We start from the raw sequence: 20,036 nt of genomic DNA, 5'->3' as shown, positions 1-20,036 counted from the left end.
CAATAATCACGAACAATCCATGGATCGCCTCGATCACCTGCGCTGCTTCCTCCGGGTGGCCGAACTCGGCTCCTTCACCGGCGCCGCCGACAGCCTCGGTCTCCCCAAGGCCAGTGTGTCGCTGGCCGTGCAGCGGCTGGAAGCGGATGTGGGTGTGCAACTGCTGCATCGGACCACCCGCCGGGTGCAGCTGACCGCCGACGGCGCCCAGTTCCAGGCGCGGGCACACGATCTGCTGCATGACATGGACGACCTGCAGGGCATGTTCCGGGTCGATACGGCGCAGCTGAAGGGGCGCCTGCGGGTGGATATGTCCAGCGGGCTGGCCCGGCAACTGGTGATACCGCAGCTGCCTGCCTTCCTGGCCCAGCACCCTGGCGTGGAAATGGAAGTGAGCGGTACCGACCGCCGGGTCGATCTGATCCGCGAAGGGTTCGACTGCGTGCTCCGGGTCGGTCCACTGGACGACAACACCCTGGTGGCCCGCCCGCTGGGCCAGCTGCCGATCATCAACTGCGCCAGCCCGTCCTATCTCGCCGCCCGGGGCACGCCGACCACGCTGGCCGACCTGGCCGGCCACGCGCTGGTGCATTACGTGAGCACCCTCGGTCAGCGTTCGCCCGGATTCGAGTATTACGACGGGCAGACCTATCAGAGCCTGCCCATGGCCGGTGCGGTGACGGTCAACAGTGGCGAGGGCTATACCGCCGCAGCCCTGGCCGGGCTGGGGATCATCCAGGTCCCGCTGCTCGGCGTGCGCCAGGCACTGGCCGCGGGCACCCTGGTGGAGATCCTCTCGGACGTGAAAGCAGAGCCGATGCCGGTAACACTGCTCTACGCGCAACGCCGTCATCTACCGCGACGGGTGGCGGCGTTCATGGACTGGGTTGCCGGCGTGGTCCGGCGCGAGCTGGACCAGGAGCGCTGACCTGGGACCTCCCGGCACGGCGTCGTGCCGGGAGGACTGGGACAACTCAGCCTTCCGTATCGGAATGGCGGTTGCGGCGACTGCTGAGCACCACGATGGCGCGGTCCGGCAGTGGCCAGTGGCCTTCCGCATCCGCCTGCAGCGGCGCACCGTCGATGGTGCTGATCAACACGCGCCAGTGTTCATCGTCGATCAGGGGCGGCACGAAGGCCTGCGGCGCGTGCGAGGCATTGAACATCAACAGCAGGTGCGCATGCTCGGGGCCGCGCGGCGTGTCTTCCTGACGGGCGGCCCCCAGGTGCAGCGCCAGGCTGCGGGCCTCGCCATCGTGCCAGTCGCCATCTTCCATGGGCTGGCCATCCGGGCGCAGCCAACGCACGTCATAGCCTTCGCCCTGCTCGTCGCGGGCGTCCAGGAAGCGGCCGCGGCGCAGCTGCGGGTAGCGGCGGCGCAACGACAGCAGCCGGCGTACGAACAGCGACTGCTGGCGGCCTGCCGGGCTGGCGGCCTGCTGCCAGTCGATCCACGTGAGCGGGTTGTCCTGGCAGTAGGCGTTGTTGTTGCCGCCCTGGCTGCGCGCGAACTCGTCGCCGGCCAGCAGCATCGGCGTGCCCTGGGCGAGCAGCAGGCTGGCCAGCATGTTGCGCATCTGCCGCGCCCGGACCGTGTTGATGCCCTCGTCGTCGGTGGGGCCTTCGGCGCCATGGTTGAAGGAGATGTTGTTGTCGCTGCCGTCGCGCCCGTCTTCGCCGTTGGCCTCGTTGTGCTTGTCGTTGTAGCTGACCAGGTCATTGAGGGTGAAGCCATCGTGGGCGGTGACGAAATTCACCGACGCGGCCGGCCGCCGTCCCTTGTGGTTGAACAGATCGGCCGAGCCCATCAGGCGGGTGGCGAACTCGGCCAGCTGGCCGCCATCGCCGCGCCACAGTGCCCGCACGTTGTCACGGAAACGGTCGTTCCATTCGGCCCAGCCCGGTGCGAACTGCCCCAGCTGGTAGCCACCCGGCCCGATGTCCCACGGCTCGGCGATCAGCTTGACCTGGCTCAGCACCGGGTCCTGGCGCACGGCATCCATGAAGCTGCCCGATGGATCGAAGCCGGCGCGTTCGCGGCCCAGGATGGTGGCCAGGTCGAAGCGGAAGCCATCCACGTGCATGTCCTGCACCCAGTAGCGCAGCGAGTCCATCACCATCCGCAGCGCACCGGCGTTGGTCAGGTCGAAGGTGTTGCCGGTGCCGGTATCGTTGATGTAGTAGCGCGGGTCATCGGCAAGCCGGTAGTAGCTGGCATTGTCGATGCCCTTGAACGACAGCGTCGGGCCGAGCTCATTGCCTTCGGCGGTGTGGTTGTAGACCACATCCAGGATCACTTCCAGCCCGGCGTCATGCACGCAGGCCACCATCTGCTTGAACTCGGCGATGGTGGAGGTGGACATGAAGCGCGGTTCGGGCGCGAAGAAGGCCAGCGTGTTGTAGCCCCAGTAGTTGCGCAGGCCGCGCTCGAGCAGATGCTGGTCATCCACGTGGGCGTGGATCGGCAGCAGTTCCAGCGCGGTCACGCCGAGCTGGCGGAGGTGATCCAGCAGCGCGTCCTGCTTCAGCGCGGAAAAGGAGCCACGTGCCTGCTCAGGCACCTGTGGGTGCAGCATCGACAGGCCGCGCAGGTGGGCTTCGTAGATGACCGTGTCCTCCCACGGCGTGGCCGGTGCGGTGTCGCGGCCCCAGGTGAAGGCCGGATCGACCACGGCGCAACGCGGCATGTACGGCGCGCTGTCGCGTTTGTCGAAGCTCAGGTCCTTGTCCTTGTGCCCGATCGTGTAGCCGAACAACGCCGGCGCCCACTTGAGCTGACCGACGATCTGCTTGGCATACGGATCCAGCAGCAGTTTGTTGGGGTTGAACCGGTGCCCGGCTTCCGGTGCGTAGGGACCATGCACCCGGTAGCCGTAGCGCTGGCCGGGCCGTGCGTCCGGCAGGTAGCCGTGCCAGATTTCATCGGTGTACTCGGGCAGCACGATGCGCTCGACCTCACGGCCACGCTCGTTGAACAGGCACAGCTCGACCTTGGTCGCATGCCGGCTGTACAGCGCGAAGTTGACGCCCAGGCCATCCCAGGTGGCCCCCAACGGGAAGGGGCGTCCGCCCCGCAGGCGCGAGGACTGGGCAAACTGGCGGGCACTCATCGGCGCGTCTCGACGGTGTGGCCCGCGGCCTGCAGCTCGGCATCGAACAGCCGTTCGGCCATCAACCAATGCCGTTGGTCCTGCCCGTCCGGACGGCCTTCGGCTTCCCAGATCTGGCGGGCCAGGGCCCCGATGCGTTCACGTCGTTCGTTTTCGTCCATTGCGCTTGCTTCACTCGTTGATCAGCAGGGTCACGGGGCTGCCATCGGACAGCGCCCGCAGGGAAATATCGGGGTCGGTGATTTCTACCGACGTGCCGGTGAGCAGATTGCGATAGCGCCCCTGCGGAATCGTCACGCGGCCCGTGCCCCAGAACCGGGCAGGCAACGCCGCCGTGACTTCCTGCGCGGGACGCACGGTGGTGGCGATCGCGGCGACCACGATCAGCCGCTGCGCGCCGTGTTCGCGCGCGAAGGCCAGCACGCGTTCGGGCAGCGTGGTCGGCAATGGCACATAACCGCCCAGCGCGAACAGCTCCGGGGCGCTGCTCCGGGCCTGCAGCAAGGTCTGCACCAGGCGCGCCTTGGCCACGCCATCGCGCCACCCCTGCAGCAGTACCGGCCACGCACGCGCATCCCGGCGCCAGTGGCCACGCAGCGCATAGTCCACCGGCCGCCGGTTGTCCGGGTCCACCAATGACAGATCCCAGCCTTCGGTGCCCTGGTACAGATCCGGCACGCCCGGCACGCTCAGCCGCAGCGCGGTCTGGCTCAGGCTGAAACGCGCCCCGGCCGGCGCGATGCGCGCCACGACGTCCTGCACGGCCGCGCGGAACGCCTGCCCGGCATCGCTGTCGATCAGTGCTTCCACCACCGCCGCCGCGCACGACTCGTAAGCCTCATCCGGATGGCCCCAACTGCTGCGCTGGCCACCCTCGCGCAGCGCCTTGGCCTGCCACTGCACCACGCGCGCAGCGAGATCAGCGCCTGATCCACCCTCGGCCGGCCAGACCGAGACCAGTGTCTGCCACAGCATCTCGCGGTCCGCCGCATGCAGTGCACCGGCACCGAGTGACGCTGCGAGCCGTTCAAAGCGACGCACCTGGCGCAGCCACCATTCGGGCCACGCTGACACCACCGCCAATCGCATCCGGGCGTCTTCGCCGCGTTTATGGTCATGCGTGGCCGTGGCAAGCAGGCTGCGCGGGTGCTGGTCGTGGCGGGCGCGCATGAACCCATGGAAACGCGGTGCCGACACACTCAGTACCGTTGGATGGCTACCAACCTCGTTGCGGGACAACAGCGGCGCATGCCGATAGAAGCTGCTGTCTTCCACCGCCTTGGCGTTGAGCGGCGCGCTGAGCAGCTGGGCCCGCTGCCGCAGCGCCAGGCCGCGGCGATGCAGCGCCGGGTCATCCTCCTGCGATGGCGGCGCCAGCACCCACGCGGCGATCTGCTCGATCGCAGCCACCTGGTCCGGCGCGCTGCCGGCGATGGCCGCCTCGATGGCCTGCTGCCACAGCCGACGATCCTCAGCGCCCGGAGCCGCGTGGGTGAGATAGCTGCGGTACACCGGGAAGTGACTCAACAAGGACAACGCCGCGCGCGCCAGCAGGGGCCTGCCGAAATCAGCGGCGATGCCGCCGGTGAGGCGCGAAAGGCGGACGAGGCGGGCGACGAAGGCATCGAACTCGGCGCGCAGGCCGTGCTCCAGCACGTCGCGCCTGGCCTCCAGTTCCACCTCGCGGAAGCTGCGGGGGTCACCGGTGACCTGCTGCCAGTGCCGTGTCAGCGGGTTGCCGCCGGCACCGCTGTGCAGCAATGCACCGACCTGGTCCATGAAGTCGTAGCCGGTGGTGCCATCGCACGGCCAGTCCGCCCGCAAGGCTTCATCCGGCGCCAGGATCTTCTCCACCCACAGGCCCAGCGCGCCAGGCGACAGCCCACGGCGGGCGCCGGCAGCGTCCAGCGCTGCGCGCAGCCGGTGCAGGTAACCGGCCGGATCGCGGAGTCCATCCACGTGGTCCACGCGCAGGCCATCCACCCGTCCCTCCGCCACCAGGCGCAGCGGAAGTGCATGCACGGTCTCGAAGACATCGCGGCGGTGCATCTGCAGCGCGACCAGCGAGGCAATGGTGAAGAAGCGACGGTAGTTGATCCGGTCATCGCCACTGCGCCACCACGCCAGCCGGTAGGGCTGCGCCGCCAGCACGCCGGCCAGGGCCGGTGCCGTCAGCTCCGACCCGCCCGCGGCCCAGGTAGAGGGCGCCAGCGGATACACGGTGCCGTGGTGCGCGACGCCCGCCGATCCGTTGGCGGCGCGCTGCACGGTGAGCACGCCTTCGGCGATCGCGCTGGACAGCGGCCGATCCAGCACCGGCAGCCACAGCTTGCCGTCACGCCCCGGTGCGCGCCAGGCGATGTCGAACCAGCCGGCATGCGCGCTGGCCTTGCCGTGGGCCAGCACATCGGCCCAATACGGATTGAGCGGGTGCGCCGCCATGTGGTTCGGCACGATATCCAGGATCAGGCCCATCCCGCGTGCGCGCACGGCGTCGGAAAGACGCTGCAATCCGGCCTCCCCGCCCAGCTCCGGATTGACCGTGGTGGGATCGATGACGTCGTAGCCATGCGTGGAACCGGGCATCGCGCTGGCGATCGGCGACAGGTACAGGTGACTGATGCCCAATGAAGCGTAGTAATCCACCTGCGCGCGGGCCGCGTCGAAATCGAAGCCGGCGTGCAGCTGCAGGCGGGCGGTGGCGCGGAACGGAACCATCTCAATGCTCCTGGCGGCGGCGGGCCGCGGCGAACTGCTGCAGCGAACGGTCCAGCGTCCGCAACGGCAACGGGGATGGCAGGCGCTGGCGCCAGTTCGGGTGGACCGCGACCGTGCCCGGGAGATTGACCTGGCCACGCAGGCCCAGCGCGTCTTCCACCGGCAACAGCGCCAACGGCGCCGGGCTGGCGGCGACCTGCCGCAGCGCGGCCAGCCGGAGGGCATCCGGCGCAGCGCCATCGGTGCCGACCGCGCGGGCCAGCCGCGCCACGTCCTCGCGCCGCGCGGCCATGGCCTGCGCGGTATCGGCGGCCGGCGCTGCGCCCAGGTGCGCCCGCCAGCGCAGGTCATCGCCGTGTTGCCAGCCTTCCAGCGTCGGCAGATCGTGGGTGCCGGTCAGTGCGACGGCGTCGCGCCGCCACTGTGCCGGCGGCAGGAAGTCGCCGTCCGGCGCGCGGGTGAAGGCGAGCACATCCATGCCGAGCACGCCGCGCGCGGCCAACGTGTCACGAATCCCGGGCGGCACGACCCCGAGATCTTCGCCGATGACAATGCAGCGGTTGCGCCAGGATTCCAGCGCCAGCAGATTGAGCAGATCGGCCAGCGGATAGCGCAGGTACACCCCCTGCCCCGAACCCGCGCCGTGCGGCACCACCCATAGCCGCTGCAGGCCGAGGATGTGGTCGATACGCACCCCGCCCCGGTCACGCATCACGGCGCGCAGCAGGGTGATGAACGGCGCAAAGCCGCTGCGGCGCAATCCATCCGGCGAGTAGCTGCTGATGCCCCAGACCTGTCCGTCAGGGGCGAAGGCGTCCGGCGGTGCACCCAGTACCAGCCCACGCAGGGCGGTGTCGGCAGCCGCGGCCGCCTCGGCGCCATCGGCGGTGAAGCCGACCGCCAGGTCGGCGATCAGGCCCAGTGCCATGCCGGCCTCCTGCGCGCGGCGTTGCGCCTGCTGCCAGCTGCGCGCAGCGCGCCATTGCGCATGCACCTGCAACGCTGGATCGCGCTGGCCCATCGCGGCGGCGTTGCATCGCGCGAACGCGGCCAGTGCGGCGCCGCCCTCCTGCTCGAAGCCACGCAGATCACGCTGCAGTGCCTCTGGTGCCTGGGTGACCCGCTGGTACGACTGCTGCAGGCGATGCCACTTGCGTGCCGCCGCGCCGGCCCAGTCGATCAGGCCATCCGCCGGCGTCGGGTCCGGCGCATCGTCCTCGGCCATGTCCCACTCCTCCAGCGTGCCGGCATACACCGGCTCGAGAAAGCGACGGTCACTCGGCGAATAGGGACTGAAGGACGCATCGATCCGGCCCGCGGCGTGCAGCGGGCTCAGCGCCACCGCATCGCCACCGGCGGCGGCAATGCGCTCACACCACTGCTGCGCAGCACTGCTGTCGCCGATGCCGTCATCTCCGGCACGGCGCGCGGCATATACCTGGAGCACCGCGCCCCAGCTGCGCGGCTCGGCGAGACCGGTGGCATCGGCCACGCTGAAGCAGCGCGTCGGCGCCACCGCCACGGCATGCTCATCCTGCCCGACGCGCAGGCGCCAGTAGCCGGGCTGCTCCGGCACTACCCAGACACCGGGTCGTGCCCGCGTCGCCGGCATGGTGTGACCGCGTTCATCGCACCACTCACCTGCGCCTTCCACGTCCAGCACCAAGGGCTCACCGAGCTGCACGGTGCGCAGCCACGGAGCGGCGCGCTCGTGCAGGCAATGCTGCAGGCTCTGCTGGCACTGCGCCGGTGTTCCCGCGCGCCAGCCCAATGCGTCCAGCACGCTCTGCAGTGTGTCCTGTTCGACGATGCGCGGCGTGCCGTGCACGTCCTCCCAGCGGATCAGCAGCCCGGCCGCCTCGGCCAGGCTGGCCAGCGCGGGCGTGGCGTTCATGCCGCCACGCGCCGCACCAGCAGCGCGGCCGGTGCCAGCAGCTGGCCGTGCCCGACCTCGCCCAGCTGCAGCACGGTTTCGCCATAAGGCAGATCGGCCAGCACGGCGGTCTGGCCAAGGTTGAAGGCCAGCCACCATTGGGCATCGCCCAGTTGCCAGCCTGCGCGTACCGCGCCGTTGCCGAGCACGCTCGCGCCGAGGCTGCGGGCGTGCCGCAATTGCGGCACCAGAAATTGCCAGCGCAGGGTCAGCACGCTGCGGAAGGCCGCCAGCCACGGGTTCTGCTGACGTGCTTCGGCTGACGGCAGCGGCGCCTGCGACGCCTGGAAGGTCGCCAGGGCATTCGGGTCCGGGATCGAGGCCTGCGCCTGCGGATCGGCAAAGGCACTGAAGAGGCTGAACTCGGCACGGCGTCCATCGCGTACCGCCTGGTCAAGCGGCGCATCGAAATCGGTGAAGAACAGGAAAGGCTCGCGCGCGCCCCACGGCTCACCCATGAAGAACAAGGGAATCATCGGTGTCAGGGCGGTCAGCGCCAGCGCCACCTGCAGCCGCTCGGGCGACACCAGTGTCTGCAGGCGGTCGCCGAAGGCGCGATTGCCGATCTGGTCATGGTTCTGCGCGAAGATCACGAAGTGCGCCGGCGACAGCCCCGCACTGGGCTCGCCCCGCCGCTGCCCCAGGCGGTTGACTCCCCCCTGCCAGGCAAATCCCTCGGCCAGCACCCGCGCCAGCTGTGCGGTCGGGTCGGCCGCGAAATCAGCGTAGTAGCCCTCCGTTTCGCCGGTCAGCAAGACGTGCAGCGCGTTGTGGAAGTCGTCATTCCACTGCGCGGTGTAACCCTCGGCCAGCAGCGAGGCGGTGTTGTGCTCGTTCTCCAGGATCAGGTGCACCTGGTGCGACGGCCCGTGCTTCTGGATCGCCTCGCGCAGCTGGGCGAGGAACGACGGCGGCTGGATCGCGTGCACGGCGTCCAGGCGCAGGCCATCGAACCGGTACTCGCGCAGCCACATCAGCGCGTTGTCGATGAAAAAGCGTTGCACGTGCGGTTCCCGGAAGTCGATCGCCGCACCCCACGGGGTGGTGACGTCGTCACGGAAAAACGCGGGCGCATACTGCGGCAGATGATTGCCCTCCGGGCCGAAGTGGTTGTAGACCACGTCCAGCAGCACCATCAGACCCAGCGCATGCGCGTGGTCGATCAGCGCCTTGAGCTCGTCCGGGCTGCCATAGGCGGCGGCCGGCGCGTAGGGCAATGCGCCGTCGTAGCCCCAGTTGCGCGTTCCCGGAAAGGTGGCCAGCGGCATCAGTTCAAGGGCGGTGATACCCATCGCTGCCAGTGCCGGGAGTTGCGCCTGCAGCGCGGCGTAACCGCCTACAGCACCCACGTGGACTTCATAGAGGACGGCTTCCTCCCACGGCCTGCCCGCCCAATCGGCGTGTTGCCATGCATGGCCATCTTCGTCCAGCACGGCACTGGGGCCGTTGAGCCCTTCGGGTTGCCAGCGCGAGGCCGGATCGGGAACGCTGAGCGTCCCGTCGATGCGATAGCGGTAGCGCGCCCCCGCTGCACACACCAGCCGGATCCAGTAGCTGCCGTCGTCGGCTGCCTGCATCGGCAGCGCCTCGCCGTCGAGCAGCAGCTCCACGGACTGCGCGGCCGGTGCCCAGAGACGGAAGACATGGTCACCTCCAGGCTGCCGCCAGGCGCCAAATCGCTCTCCCGCCGTCACCCCTCCACCTGCAGGAACACGGTGGACAGCGGCGGCAGGGTCAAGGCCAGTGACTGCGCGTGCCCGTGCATCGCGATCGGCAGGGTATCGACCTGCCCATGGTTGCCGATGTCACTGCCACCGTAGAAACGGCTGTCGCTGTTGAACACTTCCTGCCAGCGCCCGGCGTGCGGCACCCCTACGCGATAGCCGTGGCGCGCCATCGGGGTGAAATTGCTGACCGCCAGCAGCGGGCCGGCGCTCCCACGCGGATCGTGGCGGATGAAGGCGAGCACGCTGTTGACGTGATCGTCGCCCACGCTCCACTCGAATCCCTGCTCGGTCCGGTTGCCGTGCTGCAGCGCCGGCAGCTCGCGCAGCAGCCGGTTGAGGTCGCCGACCATCCGCGCCACGCCCGCGTGTGCCGGCTCGGACGCCTGTGCCCAGTCCAGCTGGGCATCGTGGTTCCATTCGGTGCATTGCGCGAATTCACCGCCCATGAACAGCAGTTTGCTGCCCGGGTGGGCCCACATGAAACCGAGGTAGGCTCTGAGGTTGGCCAGCTGCTGCCAGCGGTCGCCGGGCATCTTGCCCAGCAGCGATCCCTTTCCGTGCACCACTTCATCGTGGGAGAGCGGCAGGACGAACTGCTCGGAGAAGGCGTACATCGCGCTGAAGGTCATCTGGCTGTGATGGTGCGAGCGATGGATCGGGTCGCGGCCCAGGTAGCTCAGCGTGTCGTGCATCCACCCCATGTTCCACTTGTGGGTGAAGCCCAAGCCGCCCTCGCCGCTGGGGGCGGTCACCCCCGGCCACGCAGTGGATTCCTCGGCGATCACCAGCACGCCGCGTGCCTGCCGGGCGATGGCATCGTTGAGGTCGCGCAGGAAGGCGATCGCCTCCAGGTTCTCGCGGCCACCGTGCGCGTTGGGGATCCACTGCCCATCCTCGCGGCTGTAGTCCCGATACAGCATCGAGGCGACGGCATCCACGCGCAGGCCATCGATATGGAACCGCTCGATCCACTCCAGTGCGCTGCCGATCAGGAAACCGGTCACTTCGCTGCGGCCGAAGTTGTAGATCAGCGTGTCCCAGTCCGGGTGCAGGCCCTGGCGCGGGTCATCGTGCTCATACAGCGCGGTGCCGTCGAAACGTTGCATGCCATGCGCATCAGACGGGAAATGCGCGCCGACCCAGTCCACGATCACGCCGAGTCCAGCCTGGTGGCAGCGATCGACGAAGCGTGCGAAACGGTCCGGCCCGCCGTGCCGCGCGGTGGGGGCATACAGGCCGAGCGGCTGATAGCCCCACGACCCGCCGAACGGATGCTCGCTGACCGGCAGCAGTTCGATATGGGTGAAGCCCAGGCCCGTCACGTAGGGAATGAGCTGGTCGCCGAGCTGGTCCCAGTCGAGCACGTTGCCGTTGTCACCGCGCCGCCAGGAACCGGCGTGCACTTCATAGATGGAGATCGCGCGGTCATCCATCGATGCGCGCGCCTGCATCCAGGCGTGGTCCTGCCATGCACGCTGCGCCCCATCGGCCACTACCGAGGCCGTGCCCGGCAGCAGCTCGGACTGGCGGGCCATCGGGTCGGCCTTGTGGGTCAGCCGGGTCCCGTCGGCTGCGGTGATCTCGAACTTGTAGCGCGCGCCGGCCTCCACGCGCGGCAGGAAGATCTCCCACACGCCAGCGCCATGGCGCAACCGCATCGGGTGACGCCGCCCGTCCCAGCCATTGAAGTCGCCCACCACCGAAACACGGCGCGCGTTCGGGGCCCAGACGGCGAAACGCACGCCATCGATACCCTGCTGCTTTGCCTGGTGCGCACCCAGCGCCACGCGGACGCTGTTCGGGTCGCCGGCGGCGATGCCGGCCAGTGCATCCTCGTCCAGCACGGGACCGAAGGCGTAAACGTCTTCGATCTCCTGTTGCACGCCGCCCCAATCGACCCGCAGCAGGCTCACCACGGGCCCCTCGATGGGGGCCTCGAAGATGCCCTCGCCCATGGCGGCCATCGGCCGCCAGTGGCCGTCCGCGTCACGGCGCAGGACCGCGAGTGCGGCCGGGAACAGCACGTGCAGGCGCCAGGCGCCGGTAGCATCACGGTGGGGGCCCAGCAGCGCGAAGGCATCGCCAGGCGCGCCGGCGGCAATCGACGCCCGCGCCGGCGACAACGCCGCCTCGGCCAATGGCGCTGCGGACACGCTCTCACCGCCGGGCTCGATCCCGGCATCCAGTTCCCATTGCGTGCTCATGCGCGTGCTTCCGTGGTGCGTTGATAAAGATCCAGGTAATGCGTGCCGGCGATATCCCAGCCGCTCGGGCGCAGCATCGCCGCGCGGCGCATCGCCGCCATCAGCCCGGACTGACGGAAGGTACGGAACGCACGCTGCACGCAGCGGCGCAGCGCATCGGCTTCGGCGCCGTTGAACAGGAAGCCGGTGACGCCATCGTCCACGGTATCGATCAGGCCGCCGGTGGCGTGCGCGATCGGCAGGCAGCCGAAGCGTTGGGCGTACATCTGGCTCAGGCCGCACGGCTCGAACCGCGATGGCATCAGCAGGAAGTCGGCGCCGGCGAACATGCGGCGCGCAAGCGTTTCATCGAAACCGATGTAGGCCGAGACGCTACCCGGATAGCGGCGCGCGAGTTCACGCACCTGCGCTTCGATCTGAGGCTCGCCACCGCCGATGATGACCAGCTGGCCACCGGCGGCCACGATCTGCGGGGCGACGTCGCAGGTGAGGTCCAGGCCCTTCTGGTGGACCAGCCGCGAGACCACCGCAAACAGTGGACCCCGGCTTTCGGGCAGGCCGAACGCACGCCGGACATGGCGCGCGTTGTGGTCGCGCCCTTCGCAGGACTGCACGCTGAAGTGCACCGGCAGGTGATGGTCGGTGCGCGGGTCCCAGCTGCTGTCGATGCCGTTGACGATGCCGCTCAGGTGCCCCAGCGCTGCACGGCGCGAGAGCAGCCGGTCCAGGCCACAGCCCTCCGCCGGCGCGGTGATCTGCGCGGCATAGCTGATGCTGACCGTATTGACCTGGTCGGCATGCACGATGCCGCCGCGCAGGAAGGACAGCTGCCCGTGGAAATCCAGCGCTTCACGCTGCGCCTCGGCGATGCCCAGGTCCGCGGCCAGGCTGGCCGGGAACAGGCCCTGGTAGGCCAGGTTGTGGATGGTGAGCAGGCACGAGGCCTTGCTGCCCGACCAGCGCACGTAGGCTGCGGCCAGCGCGCACGGCCAGTCATTGAGGTGCAGCAGGCCCGGCGTCCAGTCCATGCCGGCCTCACCTGCGGCGATCACCGCCGCCGCGCGCGACAGCGTGGCAAAGCGCACCGCGTTGTCGGTCCACGGCTCCCCGGCCGCGTCGACGTACGGCGAGCCGTCGCGTTCATAGAGCTCCGGGCAGATCAGCACGTAGACCGGCAGTCCGTCGTCCAGCACGGTGTGTGCGATCACGCAGGCTGGCAACGCCGCGTGCGCCGGGGTCTGCCCGATCACCTGGATCGGCCCGGTGCGCTCGAGCACCTCGCGATAGCCGGGAATCAATACGCGCATGTCCGCGCGGTCGCGCAGCGCACGCGGCAGCGAGGCGGCGACATCACCCAGGCCGCCGGCCTTGATGTAGTCGGCCATCTCCGAGACGACAAACAGCACGCGATGGTCGCGGTTACTGGCACGTTCGATGTGGTCGCCAGGCACGACGGTCTGCGTGATGCGGCGCCGGCGCGCACGCAGGGCATCGGTTTTGACCAGGGCCTCGGCCTTGGCGGCGGAGACCTCACGGGTGCGATTGCGAGCGGACATTGGGGGAAGACTCAACGGGGGAGGCATGGCGCAGCCACTCGCCGCCCCGCGCGTGATACGCACAGGACGAAGCGTGATCTGCCTGGAAAAAGAATCGGTCGGAGACACAACCTCGACCTGCGGATCGAATCTACACTCCCGCTGAATCAATGGACTGTGAACCCTCGGCGACGATTTGTTGACTACGCGGGACGTCGCTGCCGAAAACGGTCCACAACGCCTTGCACGCCGCGCGCATTGCACTCGATGAACCTTTCAGATTCGATGAAAACCGTATGCGCACCTACCGTTGGCGAGTGCGGTGCGCAATGCATATCGACATGCCTTCTCGTTCTGGATCAAACCAATGTCGTGACGCAGAACATTCTCCAGACCTCCGTGCCGTTGATGGCAGTGATTGCAGTGATTGCAGTGATCGCAGTGATAGCGGCGATGGCGGCGATGGCAGCGACACCAGAGTCGACATAGAGGCCAGCGACGCCAGCGACGGCCATGTTCGACCGGCGGGCTTACCCGCGAGCAAGGCGGTTGAATGCGTCCGCTCCGAGCATTTGCACGTTCATGCGTACTTCAATAGAATGCGCATCAACACGCAGACTCAGCACAGGCCGCTTTCGCCATGACACCCGCCCCGGACACGCTCCCCAGCGAACGCCAGCAGACCATCCTCGGCCTGCTCCAGCAACACGGCCGGGTTCTTTCGGCCCAGCTGGCAGTTGACCTTCAGGTCTCCGAGGACTCGATTCGCCGCGATCTGCGCGATCTCGCGCAGCAGGGCCTGTGCCGGAAGGTGTATGGCGGCGCACTGCCCGCCACCCCGGACTTCCCCCCGCTGAGTGCCCGCCAAACTGTGCAGAAAACGCAGAAACAGGCACTGGCACGCGAGGCCGCCGCTCAGATCCGGGCCGGCGACACCGTTCTGCTCGATGCCGGTTCCACCAACAGCGCCATCGCCGCCTGCCTGCCAGCGCTGGAAGGCCTGCATATTCTGACCAATGCACCGGATATCGCGCTCACCCTGATGGCGCGCGGCGGCATCGAGGTCACGCTGATCGGCGGCCGCCTTGACCCTCGCATCGGCGCCACCGTGGGCGCGCAGGCACTGGAGGCCATGGGCGGACTGCGCGTGGATCTGTTCTTCATCGGCACCTGCGCAGTGGATGCGCAGCAGGGGCTGTGGGCGGTCGATGGCGAAGAAGCCGCCCTCAAGCGGGCGATGCTGGCCGCCAGCAGCCGCTGCGTGGTGGTGGCCACCAACGACAAGCTCGGCGCCCAGGCGAGCCATCGCATCGGCACCGTCAATGACATCGATGTGCTGGTGCTCGAAGCCGATGCGCCTGCGCCGCAGATCGATGCATTCGTCCGTCGCGGCGTGGATATCCAGCTCGCCTCGCGCCGTTGACACTTTCCCAGGAATCTCCAGACCAATGACCCCGCTCTCTTCCGTTGCCGCCCGCGGGCAGCAGCACGCCACCCGCGCCGCCTTTTTCCTGCCCGGCTTCGCCACCGCTGCCTGGGCGCCGCTGGTCCCGTTCGCCAAGCACCGCACCGGGCTGGATGAAGGTTCACTGGGCCTGGTGCTGCTGTGCCTGGGCGCCGGCTCGCTGCTGGCGATGCCGATCGCCGGCATGCTCGCCGCACGCCACGGCTGCCGCGCAGTCATGATCGCCACGCTGGTGATGGTGATCGCCACCCTGCCCCTGCTTGCCGTCGCGCCCTCGCCGCTGACCCTGGGCCTGGTGCTGTTCGTGTTCGGTGCCGGCGTGGGCGCCTGCGATTGCGTGATGAACATGCAGGCGATCATGGTCGAGCGCGACAGCGGCCGGCCGATGATGTCCGGCTTCCACGCGTTCTACAGCATCGGCGGTGCCGTCGGTGCCGGCGCGATGACCGCCCTGCTCGCGTTCCACCTGCCGCCGTGGCTGGTCTGCCTGCTGGCGTCGGCGGTGATGGCCGCGCTGTTGGCCCTTTCGCTGCCGCACTGGCGGACCGACAAGGCCCCCAGTGATGCGCCGATGTTCGCGGTGCCGCACGGCGTGGTGCTCGCGATCGGCGTGCTGTGTTTCGTGGCGTTCCTGGCCGAAGGCTCGGTGCTGGACTGGAGCGCGGTGTTCCTGCATGAGGTGCAGCAGGTCGATCCCTCGCGCGCCGGCCTGGGCTACCTGGCCTTTGCCATCGCGATGACCGTGACCCGTCTCGTCGGCGATGGCGTGGTGGCCAGGCTCGGCCGCCATCGTTCGATCCTGATCGGCAGCCTGGTCGCGGCGTCGGGCTTCGCGCTGGCCACCTTCGCGACCTGGATGCCGCTGGCCCTGTGCGGTTATGCCCTGGTCGGCCTGGGCTGCGCCAACATCGTGCCGGCCCTGTTCTCGATGGCCGGCAACCAGAAGGTCATGCCGGAAAGCCTGGCCATCCCGGCGATCACCACGCTCGGCTATGCCGGTGTGCTGGCCGGCCCGGCACTGATCGGTTTCGTGGCGCAGGCCAGCAGCCTGGTGTTCGCCTTCAGCGCGGTGGCGGTGACGCTGGTGCTGGTGGGGCTGTGCGCGCGGTGGGTGCGCGCCTGAGACTGCCCTGACTGTTCCTCGCTAACGCCCGTAGCGCGCGAGGATCACCAGCGCCAACAGTGCGATCGCGGCCAGTACGAGCAGCATCAGGAAGATCATGCGATAGCGCCCGGCCTTGCCTTGTTCGCGGTGGATGCGCTGGCGGTAGGCCGGGTCGCGCAGGTACCGCACCGGGCTGATCCTGAACAGCGGGGCCAACAGCAGATCGATCACCTCGAGCATGCGCGCCTCCTTGGCTGCGCCGGCGGCCCGGCGCAGCCCCAGACTTGCACGCAGAAGGCACCCGGGCAAGCGGTCGGGGCCCTGACAACGCAGATGATTCCCATTTGCTGTACGATCCGCCGGTTTTTCCCAGGCGCGCACGCCCGCGGCCTGCCCTCGCCCGACCGGACCGCCGTACCCATGCACGCCCTCCCCGCACGCCCCACCCTCGCCGCGATCGCGACCGCCATCGGCCTGGTTCTGGCCAGCGCCCCGCACCTGGCCGCAGCGCAGGCCGCCGCGCTCGACGCCACGCAGTTGGATGCCGTCACCGTCACCGGCAACTGGCTGGACAACCCGACCGAAGCCAAGCTGCTCGACCATCCGGGGGCGCGCAGCATCGTGGAGGCGCAGCGCATCGCCGAGAGCGGCTCGACCAGCGTGCGTGACGTGCTGCGCCAGATTCCCGGCGTGCAGGTGCAGGAAAGCAATGGCACCGGCGGCAGCGATGTGTCGCTCAACGTGGGCGTGCGCGGCCTCACCTCGCGCCTGTCGCCGCGCTCCTACGTGTTGATGGACGGCGTGCCGATGTCGTATGCCCCGTATGGCCAGCCGCAGCTGTCGCTGGCCCCGGTCGCGCTGGGCAACCTGGAATCGGTGGACGTGGTGCGCGGTGCCGGCTCGGTCCGCTACGGGCCGCAGAACGTGGGCGGCATCATCAACTTCGTGACCCGCGCGATTCCGAAGGACGTCGCCGGCTCGCTGGGCTTTGCCTCGGAGATGTACGGCCAGGGCGGCAACCTGAAGACCGTCCCCAGCCTGTTCCTGGGCGGTACCACCGACGGTGGGCTCGGCGCGGCGCTGCTGTACTCGGGCACCCACGGCGACGGCTGGCGCAGCAGCAATGACAAGACCGACATCGACGATGTCCTGCTCAAGGCGTCCTATGCGTTGGGCAACGCCGGCGACCTGGCGATGTCGCTGCACCACTTCGAAGGCAGCGGGCGCATGCCCGGTGGCCTGACCACCGCCGAATACGCCGCCGATCCGTTCCAGTCCACCCGCCCGTATGACGTGTTCAACGGGCGCCGCAGCGATGGCTCGCTGAAGTACAGCTTCAGCGACGGCCGCAACAATGTCGAGGTGCTGGGCTACTACGTGGATTCCTTCCGCGGCAGCTACATCGAGCAGGACGGCACCGGTGCCACCAGCGGCCAGCGCCGCCTCACCGCCGCGCCGCGCAGCTACCACTACCTGGGCGTGGAGCCGCGCTATTCGCGCCTGTTCACCACCGGCACGGTCGTGCAGGAAGTGAGCGTGGGCTACCGCTACCTGAAGGAGGCCAGCAGCGAGGTGGCCTCGCGCACCCGCTACTACCCGCCGGGCGCGGCGGTGGCCGGCTTCGATCTGCCGCTGCTCCCGTACCAGACCAGCCGCGGTGGCACGACCGCCCATGCGTTCTACATCGATGACCGCATCGATATCGGCAACTGGACCCTCACGCCCGGCGTGCGTGTGGAGGACATCCGCACCTTCAACACCGTGACCAACCTCGCCACCAGTGGCGCGGTCAGCAGCGTGCTGACCCCGAGCATCGACTCGCGCGAGACCCTCCCCACGCTCTCGGTGCTGTACCGCCTGGGCGATCACTGGTCGCTGTTCGCCAATGGCGGCAAGTCGTTCGGCCCGCAGCAGTACAGCCAGCTGGCCTCGACCACTGAGGGCCTGCATCCTGAATCGGCAACGACCTATGAGCTGGGCACGCACTACAACGGCAGCGGCCTGAGCGGCGAATTCACCCTGTTCAACGTCGATTTCGACAAGGAACTGCAGCTGGCCCGCTCGATCGTCGGCGAAGGCATGTGGACCGACCTGGGCGCGACCCGGCACCGCGGCGCGGAGTCGGCGCTGCGTTACGACATGGGCCAGCTCAGCGACGCACTCACCGGCCTGCAGCTGTCGATGACCTACACCTGGACCGAGGCCACCGCCCGCGCCGGTGCGTTTGCCGGCAAGGACCTGCCGCTGTACTCGCGCAATGTCGGCTCGTTCGGCGCGCGCTATGCGATCGACCGCTGGACCTTCAACGCCGATGTGTTCGCCCAGTCCGGCCAGCGCTCGCCGGGCACCCCGAACCCGGGCGCGACCTATGTGACCGAGGAAGACCCGACCGGTCGCCTCGGCGACATCGCCGGGTACTCCACCGTCGCCGTGCGCGCCGGCTACGACTTCGGGCCAGAGCTGCACGATCTGAAGCTGGCGATCGGGGTCAAGAACCTGTTCGACCGCCGCTACTACACGCGCTCCACCGACAACAACGGCGGCAAGTTCGTCGGCCAGCCGCGAACGCTGTACCTGCAGGGCACCATCGCGTTCTGATGTGACGGCGCTGCGCGGCCCAGGCGGTCGCGCAGCGCAGCATGGGCGTGGCAGCGGCGGGCGTTACCATCAGGCCACTGCTTACCGGATGCGCACGATGACGGACCTGTCCTTCGATCCCCGCCCGCGCCGCGCGGCCTTCCGCGCGTTGCACGATGACGGCTGCTTCGTGCTGCCCAACCCGTGGGACGCCGGCAGCGCACGCTATCTGCACAGCCTCGGTTTCCAGGCACTGGCCTCCACCAGCTCCGGCTATGCGTGGAGCCAGGCGCAGGCCGATGGCACGTTGACGCTGGAGGAAACGCTCGCCCATCTCCGCTCCCTCGCCGCCGCGACCCCGCTGCCGTTGAACGCCGATTTCGGCGATGGCTTCGGCACGCTGCAGGAGGTCGGCCGCAACGTCGCCCTTGCCATCGCCACGGGCGTGGCTGGCATCTCCATCGAAGACGCCAGCCCGGACCCGGACCATCCGCTGCGCACGCTGGACGATGCCGTGGCCCGGGTGCGCGCGGCGCGCCGTGCGATCGACGAGGCCGGTGAGGACGTGTTGCTGATCGGCCGTGCCGAAAACTTCTTCGTCGGCCGCCCGGATCTGGAGGATGCGATCACGCGGTTGCGCGCCTATGCCGAGGCAGGTGCGGACTGCCTCTACGCACCGGGCATCAGCACCCGCGAGCAGATCGAGGCGGTGGTGGCCGCAGTGGCACCGCGACCGGTGAACCTGCTGGTGGGCAGCGCGTTGCCGTTCACCCTGCAGGACATTGCCGCCATGGGCGTGCGCCGGGTGAGCGTTGGCGGTGCGATGGCGCGTACTGCCTGGGGCGGGATGATGCGCGCCGCGCAGTTGCTCAAGGACGAAGGCCGCTTCGACGGCTTCGCGGACGCGGCCTCCGGCACGGTGTTGAACCAGTTGTTCCGCTGAGCGGGATCAGTGGCTGGACAGCACCACCACCGCCGCGGTGACGAGCGCGATGCCCACCCAGCCGATCGGGCGCAGACGATTGCCGAACAGCACGCGCCCGCACAGCGCGGTCCCGATCACACCGATCGCACCCCACATCGCGTAAGCGGTGGCCAGGTCCAGGGTCTTGACCGCCTGGCCGAGCATCGCGAACGCGATCCAGACCAGCACGATCGCGGCGACGCCCCACGCCGGCTTACGGAAGCCATCGGACTTGGCGACCATCATGTTGGCTGCGATGTCGATCAGGGCCGAGCAGACCACGAACAGGAAAGCGGTGAGATTCATGGCGTGTGCTCCTCGCCGAGCGTGACGCAGACGATGCCGACCGCCGCCATCACCAGGCCGATCATCTGCTGCACCGACAGGCTGTCCTTGAACACGAAAATACCGACCAGGGTCAGCAGGGTCAGGCCGAGGCCTTCCCATACCGCGTAGGCGACACCGACCGCGATGCCGCGCACCGACAGCGCAAGGAAGTAATACGAAATGGCCAGGGCCACGGCCATCACGGCATAGCCCACATAGCCGCCATGACGGGCGGCGTCGGCCATGAACGAGGTACCGACCACTTCGGCGACGATCGCCACGGTCAGGCAGGCCCAGGCGATCAGGCCGCCGCGGGCACGGGGTTGCGAATGCACCTGTGTGTGCATGGAAAGCTCCTTGATGGCGGCCGG

The 20,036-nt window shown here is 68.8% G+C and carries 16 protein-coding genes; 5 read left to right on the top strand and 11 right to left on the bottom strand.

What is annotated here, in order from left to right; translation table 11 throughout:
* Window positions 1–19: 19 nt before the first annotated feature.
* A complete protein-coding gene (locus POS15_RS06410; RefSeq protein ID WP_019184614.1) occupies window positions 20–928 on the top strand; it encodes a LysR family transcriptional regulator in 909 nt (302 codons plus the stop codon).
* A gap of 46 nt (window positions 929–974) precedes the next feature.
* On the opposite strand, the gene glgX is transcribed toward POS15_RS06410, so the two are convergent.
* The 8 genes from glgX to POS15_RS06370 all read right to left on the bottom strand — a co-directional run bounded on the left by glgX (window position 975) and on the right by POS15_RS06370 (window position 13,742).
* Window positions 975–3,110, bottom strand: coding sequence for a glycogen debranching protein GlgX (glgX, locus tag POS15_RS06405; protein WP_284129237.1), 2,136 nt, complete (start codon window positions 3,108–3,110; stop codon window positions 975–977).
* A complete protein-coding gene (locus POS15_RS06400; RefSeq protein WP_019184616.1) occupies window positions 3,107–3,271 on the bottom strand; it encodes a DUF2934 domain-containing protein in 165 nt (54 codons plus the stop codon). The genes glgX and POS15_RS06400 overlap by 4 nt, the downstream gene beginning before the upstream one ends.
* A gap of 10 nt (window positions 3,272–3,281) precedes the next feature.
* Complete coding sequence (gene treY, locus POS15_RS06395; protein WP_284129236.1) at window positions 3,282–5,828, bottom strand: malto-oligosyltrehalose synthase; 2,547 nt, start codon at window positions 5,826–5,828, stop codon at window positions 3,282–3,284.
* Between the two features lies 1 nt (window position 5,829).
* Window positions 5,830–7,722, bottom strand: coding sequence for a 4-alpha-glucanotransferase (gene malQ, locus POS15_RS06390; RefSeq protein WP_284129235.1), 1,893 nt, complete (start codon window positions 7,720–7,722; stop codon window positions 5,830–5,832).
* Window positions 7,719–9,455 carry a malto-oligosyltrehalose trehalohydrolase gene (gene treZ, locus POS15_RS06385; protein ID WP_343311947.1) on the bottom strand — a complete coding sequence of 579 codons (1,737 nt, stop codon included), beginning with the start codon at window positions 9,453–9,455 and terminating at the stop codon, window positions 7,719–7,721. The genes malQ and treZ overlap by 4 nt, the downstream gene beginning before the upstream one ends.
* A complete protein-coding gene (glgB, locus tag POS15_RS06380; protein WP_284129234.1) occupies window positions 9,452–11,692 on the bottom strand; it encodes a 1,4-alpha-glucan branching protein GlgB in 2,241 nt (746 codons plus the stop codon). Before glgB ends, treZ begins: the two co-directional genes overlap by 4 nt.
* Complete coding sequence (glgA, locus tag POS15_RS06375; protein WP_284129233.1) at window positions 11,689–13,248, bottom strand: glycogen synthase GlgA; 1,560 nt, start codon at window positions 13,246–13,248, stop codon at window positions 11,689–11,691. The genes glgB and glgA overlap by 4 nt, the downstream gene beginning before the upstream one ends.
* A 338-nt stretch (window positions 13,249–13,586) precedes the next feature.
* Complete coding sequence (locus POS15_RS06370; protein WP_284129232.1) at window positions 13,587–13,742, bottom strand: hypothetical protein; 156 nt, start codon at window positions 13,740–13,742, stop codon at window positions 13,587–13,589.
* 125 nt (window positions 13,743–13,867) lie between these two features.
* Here POS15_RS06370 and POS15_RS06365 point away from each other — a divergent pair, with 125 nt between their 5' ends.
* Entirely contained in the window at window positions 13,868–14,650 is a 783-nt protein-coding gene (locus POS15_RS06365) for a DeoR/GlpR family DNA-binding transcription regulator (protein WP_284129231.1), read from the top strand.
* Between the two features lie 25 nt (window positions 14,651–14,675).
* A complete protein-coding gene (locus POS15_RS06360; RefSeq protein WP_019184624.1) occupies window positions 14,676–15,815 on the top strand; it encodes an MFS transporter in 1,140 nt (379 codons plus the stop codon).
* Window positions 15,816–15,836: 21 nt separating this feature from the next.
* Here the strand turns inward: POS15_RS06360 and POS15_RS06355 are convergent, their stop codons facing one another.
* Window positions 15,837–16,037, bottom strand: coding sequence for a hypothetical protein (locus POS15_RS06355; protein ID WP_019184625.1), 201 nt, complete (start codon window positions 16,035–16,037; stop codon window positions 15,837–15,839).
* Window positions 16,038–16,217: 180 nt separating this feature from the next.
* On the opposite strand from POS15_RS06355, the gene POS15_RS06350 reads away from it, so the two are divergent.
* Window positions 16,218–18,395 (top strand): TonB-dependent siderophore receptor, encoded by a 2,178-nt coding sequence (locus POS15_RS06350; RefSeq protein ID WP_152663761.1) that lies wholly within the window; start codon window positions 16,218–16,220, stop codon window positions 18,393–18,395.
* Window positions 18,396–18,483: 88 nt separating this feature from the next.
* On the top strand, window positions 18,484–19,317 hold the full coding sequence (locus tag POS15_RS06345; RefSeq protein ID WP_152663760.1) for an isocitrate lyase/phosphoenolpyruvate mutase family protein: 834 nt from the start codon (window positions 18,484–18,486) through the stop codon (window positions 19,315–19,317).
* A 6-nt stretch (window positions 19,318–19,323) separates the two neighbouring features.
* On the opposite strand, the gene POS15_RS06340 is transcribed toward POS15_RS06345, so the two are convergent.
* Window positions 19,324–19,644 carry a multidrug efflux SMR transporter gene (locus tag POS15_RS06340; protein ID WP_019184628.1) on the bottom strand — a complete coding sequence of 107 codons (321 nt, stop codon included), beginning with the start codon at window positions 19,642–19,644 and terminating at the stop codon, window positions 19,324–19,326.
* Complete coding sequence (locus tag POS15_RS06335; RefSeq protein ID WP_102789303.1) at window positions 19,641–20,012, bottom strand: multidrug efflux SMR transporter; 372 nt, start codon at window positions 20,010–20,012, stop codon at window positions 19,641–19,643. Before POS15_RS06335 ends, POS15_RS06340 begins: the two co-directional genes overlap by 4 nt.
* Between the last annotated feature and the right edge of the window lie 24 nt (window positions 20,013–20,036).

It is taken from the genome of Stenotrophomonas sp. BIO128-Bstrain, from assembly GCF_030128875.1.
GTDB classification, from domain to species: Bacteria; Pseudomonadota; Gammaproteobacteria; order Xanthomonadales; family Xanthomonadaceae; genus Stenotrophomonas; species Stenotrophomonas bentonitica_A.
Note: the sequence above shows the minus strand (reverse complement) of the source record. Positions and strands in the feature narration are given on the sequence as shown.

Coding starts and splice junctions, on each gene's coding strand:
- glgX (WP_284129237.1), bottom strand. CDS start 3,110: ATGAGTGCCCGCCAGTTTGCCCAGTCCTCGCGCCTGCGGGGCGGACGC.
- malQ (WP_284129235.1), bottom strand. CDS start 7,722: ATGAACGCCACGCCCGCGCTGGCCAGCCTGGCCGAGGCGGCCGGGCTG.
- glgA (WP_284129233.1), bottom strand. CDS start 13,248: ATGTCCGCTCGCAATCGCACCCGTGAGGTCTCCGCCGCCAAGGCCGAG.
- POS15_RS06345 (WP_152663760.1), top strand. CDS start 18,484: ATGCGCACGATGACGGACCTGTCCTTCGATCCCCGCCCGCGCCGCGCG.
- POS15_RS06370 (WP_284129232.1), bottom strand. CDS start 13,742: ATGGCCGTCGCTGGCGTCGCTGGCCTCTATGTCGACTCTGGTGTCGCT.
- POS15_RS06350 (WP_152663761.1), top strand. CDS start 16,218: ATGCACGCCCTCCCCGCACGCCCCACCCTCGCCGCGATCGCGACCGCC.
- POS15_RS06365 (WP_284129231.1), top strand. CDS start 13,868: ATGACACCCGCCCCGGACACGCTCCCCAGCGAACGCCAGCAGACCATC.
- POS15_RS06410 (WP_019184614.1), top strand. CDS start 20: ATGGATCGCCTCGATCACCTGCGCTGCTTCCTCCGGGTGGCCGAACTC.
- POS15_RS06360 (WP_019184624.1), top strand. CDS start 14,676: ATGACCCCGCTCTCTTCCGTTGCCGCCCGCGGGCAGCAGCACGCCACC.
- POS15_RS06355 (WP_019184625.1), bottom strand. CDS start 16,037: ATGCTCGAGGTGATCGATCTGCTGTTGGCCCCGCTGTTCAGGATCAGC.
- treY (WP_284129236.1), bottom strand. CDS start 5,828: ATGGTTCCGTTCCGCGCCACCGCCCGCCTGCAGCTGCACGCCGGCTTC.
- glgB (WP_284129234.1), bottom strand. CDS start 11,692: ATGAGCACGCAATGGGAACTGGATGCCGGGATCGAGCCCGGCGGTGAG.
- POS15_RS06335 (WP_102789303.1), bottom strand. CDS start 20,012: ATGCACACACAGGTGCATTCGCAACCCCGTGCCCGCGGCGGCCTGATC.
- POS15_RS06400 (WP_019184616.1), bottom strand. CDS start 3,271: ATGGACGAAAACGAACGACGTGAACGCATCGGGGCCCTGGCCCGCCAG.
- POS15_RS06340 (WP_019184628.1), bottom strand. CDS start 19,644: ATGAATCTCACCGCTTTCCTGTTCGTGGTCTGCTCGGCCCTGATCGAC.